The organism is Methylobacterium sp. WL7 (assembly GCF_008040085.1).
Lineage (GTDB): Bacteria > Pseudomonadota > Alphaproteobacteria > Rhizobiales > Beijerinckiaceae > Methylobacterium > Methylobacterium mesophilicum.
Genome location: NZ_VRVG01000203.1, coordinates 1 through 6,029 on the forward strand (window position 1 = coordinate 1; position 6,029 = coordinate 6,029).

General features: G+C 58.0%; 2 protein-coding genes and 4 pseudogenes. All 6 read right to left on the reverse strand.

All coding sequences use genetic code 11. The features are described from left to right. Nucleotides 1-348: 348 nt before the first annotated feature. Nucleotides 349-1,570, reverse strand: a pseudogene (locus tag FV233_RS27720) (IS256 family transposase). A gap of 65 nt (nt 1,571-1,635) precedes the next feature. Beyond that, a pseudogene (locus FV233_RS27725) lies at nt 1,636-1,788 on the reverse strand (IS66 family transposase); the annotation flags it as partial. Between the two features lie 176 nt (nt 1,789-1,964). Then, a pseudogene (locus FV233_RS27730) lies at nt 1,965-2,942 on the reverse strand (IS630 family transposase). Nucleotides 2,943-3,033: 91 nt separating this feature from the next. Continuing rightward, nucleotides 3,034-3,515, reverse strand: a pseudogene (locus FV233_RS27735) (IS630 transposase-related protein); the annotation flags it as partial. A 414-nt stretch (nt 3,516-3,929) separates the two neighbouring features. Then, entirely contained in the window at nt 3,930-5,054 is a 1,125-nt protein-coding gene (locus FV233_RS27740; RefSeq protein WP_147899445.1) for a glycosyltransferase, read from the reverse strand. Nucleotides 5,055-5,129: 75 nt separating this feature from the next. Beyond that, on the reverse strand, nt 5,130-6,029 hold a 900-nt coding region (locus FV233_RS27745; RefSeq protein WP_187278249.1), incomplete at its 5' end, for an oligosaccharide flippase family protein.

The window sequence follows — 6,029 nt, forward strand, 5'->3', positions numbered from 1 at the left end:
TGTGGTGGTCTCGGTGGTCGCGCGCTGACACGGCCTGAGTCAGCAACACTTGTTTACTTGACTTCGTGCGGCCCGACGCACGGGGGCTTCGCTTCCCGTTGCACCACCACTGTCGTTCGTACCTGTCCTGGTCGAGCATAGCGGAACCGATCCGGTACCTCCACGATCCCGGGCTCCGCGTCTAAACGGCTCGCTATAGTCGCTGAGATCGCGCTGGATATGGCCGGCGTGACCGTTCGGATCGGTGAGAATGCGTGTGAGGAGACCATTGCGGCAGTGATCCTGGTACTGAAGGCCACGGCATGGTGGGACTATCGGAAATTCCGTGTGTGAGCGGCGGGTTGAACATCAGGCCGCCATGGCCCGGGTGAAGCGCTCGCCGAACATGACGGCGAACTGCGCCTTGGCCATGACCCACTCACGTGAGCCCATCTTCCACACCTTCTCGGAGCGGTTTAAGACCAGGTAGAGCAGCTTCAGGGCGGCCTCGTCGGTCGGGAAGTGGCCGTGGGCGCGCACGGCCCGGCGCAGCGTGGCGTTCAGGACCTCGATGGCGTTCGTGGTGTACAGGATTCGCTGGACCTCGCCCGGGAACGCGTAGAACGGGATGACTTCGCCCCAGGCCCGTCGCCAACTCTGAGCGATGGCCGGGTACTTCCGGCCCCACGCGCCCGCCTCGAAGGCAGTTAAGGCCGCCTCGCCGGCGGCGGCATCGAGCGCACGGTAGATCTCCTTCAGCGCCGCCGCCACGAGCTTGCGGTCCTTGTAGGAGACGAAGTCGAGGCTGTGGCGCAGGAGGTGGACGATCCAGGTCTGGACCAGCGCCTCGGGGAACATCGCCCGGATCGCATCGGGGAAGCCCTTCAGGCCATCGACCACGGCCAGGAGCACGTCCTCGACGTCGCGGTTCCTGAGCTCGTTCATGACCCGCAACCAGAACTTAGCGCCCTCGTTCTGCTCCAGCCACAGGCCGAGGATCTCCTTGGATCCGGCGGCGCGCACGCCGAGCGCGATATGGACCGCCTTGTTCCGGACCACACCTTCGTCGCGCACCTTTGATCCGCTGGGCGTCGAAGAACACGATCGGATAGACCGGCTCCAGCGGCCGGGCCTGCCAGGCGGCGACCTCCTCCAGCACCGCGTCGATCACTGCGCTGATCAGGTCGGGCGAGACCTCTATCCCGTAGAGCTCGCGCAGGTGCCCGACGATCTCTCGGGTGCTCATGCCGCGGGCGTACATCGACACGATCTTGTCGTCGAAGCCGGGAAAGCGGCGCTGATAGCGAGCGATCAGCTGCGGATCGAATGTCGCCTGTCGGTCACGAGGGATCGCAAGCTCGATCCGACCGGTCTCGGTCGTGACCGTCTTGCGACCATAGCCGTTGCGCGTGGTGCCGGCCTCCTCGCCCGCCAGATGGTGATCCATCTCGGCGTTGAGCGCACGCTCGGCTAGGGCCTTCTTCAGTGCGTCCAGTAAGCCGTCGGACTCGAACGCCGCCTTCGGATCGGCCCTGGCCAGGAGCTGATCCAGGATCGCGTCAGGGATGTGGGGTGCTTTGCGTCGTGCCATCGGGAACCTCCATCGGATCCACTATGGCCGCCTCCACACGAAATTTCTGACAGTCCCGGCCAGCCGAATACCGTCTGCAACCAGAGCTGCAATCGCCAGGGCACGGGATCGTCGCTGACCTCGACGACGTAGGCGACGTCGCGGGCGAGATGGGCGAGGCAGGTCTGGTGCGCGGCGGCACGACCCTGTTGGGCGGTGTAGCGGTCCGAGATCCATACGGGCCCGCGGCATGTAACCCGCCGCATTAGAGGCCGGACACATGGCAGCACCCGATCACGCACCGCGCCCGTCCAGAGATTTTGCTTGCACCTGAAGGGGCGTCCACACATGCCCGTGCGGAGCGGAGATGCGGCAGCGCTCGCCCCTTAGGGATCGGCCTTAGAGCTGTTGCCGTTTAGGTTGGGTCATAAGCGTCGTATCCGGCGGCAGTGATGTAGTTGCGGCATTCAGCTGGGGTGAAGGCTGCGAAGGCCCGGGCGATGGCTGCCCAAAGGTCTGGGACGGTTCGGGCAGCGGCTGTGCGCAGCAGCGCCTTGAGCTTTGAGAAGGCCTCCTCATCCTGAGCCTGTCGAAGGATCGATCGGGTTGAAGTCGGGCGAGTAGGCCGGGAGGTAGAGGAGCCGCGCGCCGGCCGCCTCGATGGCTTCGCGCACGCCGACGACCTTATGGGATTGCAGGTTGTCGAGGATGACGGTGTCACCCGGCTTCAGCACCGGGACCAGGGTGTCGGTGACGTAGGCGCGGAAGCGCGCGCCGTTGGTGGCCCCGTCGAACAGGGTGGTGGCGACCAAGCCGTTGGTGCGCAGGGCGGCGGTGACGGTGATGGTCTTGTAATGGCCCTGGGGCACGAGGAGCCGGCAGCGCTCGCCGCGTGGAGCCCGACGGTAGGTGCGGGCAATGTTCGTGGCGGTCGCCGTCTCGTCGATGAAGACGACGGCATCGGGGTCGAGGTCGAGTTGACCCTCGAACCACGCCTCCCGTGCGGCTCTCACGTCCGGACGCTCCTGCTCGGCCGCGTAGACAGCCCCTTTTTACGGGTGATCCGATGCCGGGCGAAGAACCGCCACAGCCCGCTGACGCTCGTGCGGACACCCTGCTCGGCCAGGATATCACGCACCTCGTGCAGGAAGGCCTGCGGCTGCTCCCGATCGACCTGAAGGATCCGCTCAGCGCGCGCTTCGATGGCCGGTGCGGGTCGCTGCCCGCACGAGGGCCGGGGTGCGATCGCGCCCTCCGCCTGGAAGCGTTCATGCCAGCGGATCGCGCTGAATGGGCCGCCCCCGAAGCGCTTGGCCGCCTGTCGGCGCGAAGCTCCCGCCTCGATTGCAGCGATCACGCGTTCTCGCAAATCCATCGATAGCGCTGACGGCATCCCGACCTCCTCGGAAAGCCCAACATCGAATCAGATCCGCAGACTGCCCGCTACCCCCAACGATTCAACCCAGCCGGACATGGCTCTAGGGCCGCACCATGTTGGTGGCGGCCGCCGTCTCGTCGAGGAAAACCAGGCGATCTGGATCAAGGTCGGGTTGCCCATCGAACCAGTCCTCGCGCGCGGCCCTCACATCCGACCGCTCCTGCTCAGCCGCGTGAACAGCCCCTTTTTACGGGTGATCCCATGCCGGGCGAAGAAGCGTGACAGGCTGCTCGTGCTTGCCCGGACGCCGCGTTCCGAGAGCCTGTCGCGCAGTCTCCGCAGGAAGGAGAGCGGGTGTTCTTCGTTGAGCCGAAGGATCAGGGCCGCCTGCGCTTCCACACGCTGCGAGTTGCGGTCGCCACCCATGGGCTTGGGCGCGATCTGCCCGTCCTGCCGGAACCGCTCGTGCCAACGGACCGCGCTGGCCGCCCCGACCCCGAAGCGTTTGGCCGCCTGACGCCGCGATGCACCCGCTTCAATTGCAGCGACCACACGCTCGCGCAGATCCACCGACAGGGCTGAAGGCATGGCAATCCTCCATCGCAAGCCCAGCCAGTGAATCACACGCCAGCCAGATCGCCTACCCCAAGCGATTCAACCTGCCAGGGCACGGCTTTAGCGTTATACCCAGGACTATCGACGGAGCGGAACGACCAACCTGTTCGCGCCACTGACATACGAGCCGGGCGCGTAATCAGCCACGGCTATCGACGTCATTTCTCCATCAAGCTCCGGACCTGTATTGATGAAGTCAAAGCCAATCAATTGAACGCCCTCGATGAACATCTAGTTCTCGACAAGGCGGCCACGCACAAGACCTAGCTTTTCTAAAAACAGCCGCTGAAGCACCCACGCTGGAATCTACCCTTAACCAAGTGCATCAACGATACCTTCAACATCCAATCAAAAGAGCAGCCGATCAAAAATTACTTACCCTCTTTATCACTTTTTCGAACACATTAAATCATTGCTGAGAACAACATGACTCCTTATATACGATTCTGCACCGAGATCGCGTAAATTGAACCGAGATTGGGCCCTTAACACTTTTTCGAAGTGGTGCTGGTAATTTTCAGATACGGATATTATTGCGGCGCTAAGAGCCACTACATTACCTTCGGGAACATAAGTAATCTCATCGTCAGTAAAATATGATCGCAAGCCGCCTGTATCCGTCGCAATGACCGGTAATCCGGCTAAAATCGCTTCCTGTATTGCTGTGATTCCGCTCGCATGCAAGTTGCTGCGCAAAGGTACAACGGCTAACATTGCACGACCATAAGCCGCTACAAGCTCGTCATTGCTCTGCGCCGGTTTGATCGTTATATTATCCCATTTTCTAGAACGACGCCTCGAAGCAGTACCGGAAAAGATTTCTAATAATATGCCTTTGTTTCCCCCAACCGCTTCAATAAGTGTCGGCCAATCGCGGTGGCGATCATTTCCGACAGAGATAACGCTTGTTGGTTCGGCATTCCGCATTGTTGGAGGTGTCGGATTTTCAGCCGGAATACCAAACCGAACTAATTCAACTCGTTGCTTTGGAAAAATAGATTTTGCCACGTCGAGATTCAACTGAGAATGCGTAGTAATAACGTCGACTTTCGCTATTAATGCCCGATACAAATACTTATGAACGACCGAAATATTGGGCCACTGGTCTATCAGCCAAACAACTTGTCCGATGATCTTTGGCCGGTAAGGAGCTCGAATTAAAAGGGCCGAAACGGCTAAAAACTGCGACTCAGTGTGCGTCCATACTACATCCGCATCTCGGATTTCTTGACTATTGTTTATAGCGTGGATTAGGTCAAACCCTAATATAAACCGCACACCAAGTCGAAGAACTTTCTTTATAAATCCCTCCCCCCGAGATTGAGAAAAACTTACATTACAACCCATCTCTGAAGCGCGTTTGTAGCCATAAGGAGTTTCGTCATTACGCCCAACGAGATTGCCATCTGCCCAAGCCCTCCTCCAAACCTCTGGATCTTTATCAAACGCCAAATGGACGAATACATTTAGGCCGCCGTCTTTCGCACGGTTATTAAGCTTCGATCCATCCATAGGAAAACCTCAACGGAAAAAGCCAGCGCGATTGTCTATTACTTAGGGTAATTATAACGCATAAATCTTGATACCCTATCTGCGAAAAAAGTTGTTACGTATGAAAGGAGCAGCATGAGAACGTATCTCCTTGTGTAAAAAGCCAAACACCGTTAGAAACCAGGAAACGACACCACCCAAAATAGCAATTCCTAGAAAGGCTGGCCCGTCACCGATATCTAGAAGGGCCGAACAGACAATATAAACGACAACTGCACAGAATGAAGCTGAAGCCCATGTTCTAAACAAAACATGCAATCCAAAAGCAAGGCTTCTCGGCGTGCCTAAAATCAACCATATAGCTTGCGCAATAAAAAGGAAACACACGAGCCAAGCTACGATAACGGGAGAGAACCAAAACCCTGCTGAGACGGCAAAAATACGGCCTATCGCGGCTGAAAGGGCAGGAATGGTCGCCCGCCAAGTCTTGTTACCACTCATCAAGACTGCGTCATTTAGGCCGGACAGAGCAGTAAATGCATAACCCAAGGCTAGAGGCTGAAAAATAAGCGCAGCTAGTGACCAATTATCTGAAAGGACCAACGAAAATAAACTTGGAGCTATTGCAACGGCAAGAGCTACACCAGGAATGAGAACAAATGATAGATAGCGAAATATCTTAAAATGAAGTGCTCGGACGTTGCGCTCCTCATTTCTAATGGCAAAGGCATACAGCGATCCGATTGGCGGATTCATAAACAAGTCGCATCCAAATCGCGTCACTTGTGTCGCAACAGAGTATGAACCGAGGGATGCTGCGCCAAATATACGTTCATAGAGCGCATTTTCGAATGATTTGGCAATCAGTTCTCCGGAGCGCCGAGCTAAAAGCGCGCCGCTCATATTCAAATGCCCCGCTAGCGCGGAAAACTGAAATTCAAAGGATGGCCGCTTAAAGGCGATGAAATTAAGCATCACCGCCCTGATCACATATAT

Excerpts from the sequence above, each read along its gene's own strand:
- FV233_RS27740 (WP_147899445.1), bottom strand. The coding sequence starts at position 5,054 with ATGGATGGATCGAAGCTTAATAACCGTGCGAAAGACGGCGGCCTAAAT.